The organism is Halobacteriovorax sp. DA5 (assembly GCF_002903145.1).
In the GTDB taxonomy this organism is placed as follows: domain Bacteria; phylum Bdellovibrionota; class Bacteriovoracia; order Bacteriovoracales; family Bacteriovoracaceae; genus Halobacteriovorax_A.
This window is the reverse complement of record NZ_PPDJ01000023.1, coordinates 1-744: the sequence shown is the minus strand read 5'-3', so window position 1 is coordinate 744 and position 744 is coordinate 1. Positions and strand designations below refer to the sequence as shown.

The following is a 744-nucleotide window of genomic DNA, read 5'->3' as shown; positions in this document are numbered from 1 at the left end:
TTGAGAAGGCTGTGTCACAGTTCTTCTCAAGTAGCTGCTCACAGAGTGAAACGTACTCCAGTGATAAAGGAGCCTTCCAGTGCTTGAAAAATGGTAAAGGACAAGTTGCCTTTGTTTGCCACGATGCAATCCCAGTGAGTGAGAGACAGGACTACCAGCTGTTGTGCATGGACGGCAGTAAGAAAAGTGTTGAGGACTACAAGGATTGCCACCTCGGCAAAGAGCCGGCCCGTGCTGTCATCGGCCGCATGGACGCTGATTCACAGCAGATTTATAAAGTCCTTACACAGATTCCGTATTCAGATCTTGTCTCTTCTGACACTGGGGTTAAAGACCTGATATTCTCAGACTCTGCATCTGGCCTGGTGGAGCTCCCAAAGAGCACAGACTCCTTCCTCTACCTGAAAGAAAGTTTTTACATGGCCATGCGTGCCCTTAGAGATGGGAGCCCGCAAGCACCGGCTCCGGAACGTCCCATTGAATGGTGTACTATTGGCCACGCAGAGAAAACGAAGTGTGACAAAGTAAATTCACTTATTCCTCGTATGGAGTGCAGAACTGGATCATCTGTGGAAGACTGCATCAAGAAAGTCATGCGTGGAGAAGCAGATGCCCTTGCAGTTGATGGTGGCCAGGTATATATTGGTGGAAAGTGCGGTCTAGTTCCAGTCATGGTTGAGCAGTACTATCAACAAAGCTGTCCCAATGGTGGAGAGGCCTCAAGTTACTATGTTGTGGCGGTTG

General features: G+C 48.9%; 1 protein-coding gene. It reads left to right on the top strand.

The genetic code is table 11. The features are described from left to right. Positions 1-419: 419 nt before the first annotated feature. On the top strand, positions 420-744 hold a 325-nt coding region (locus C0Z22_RS16285), incomplete at its 3' end, for a hypothetical protein (protein WP_233189743.1).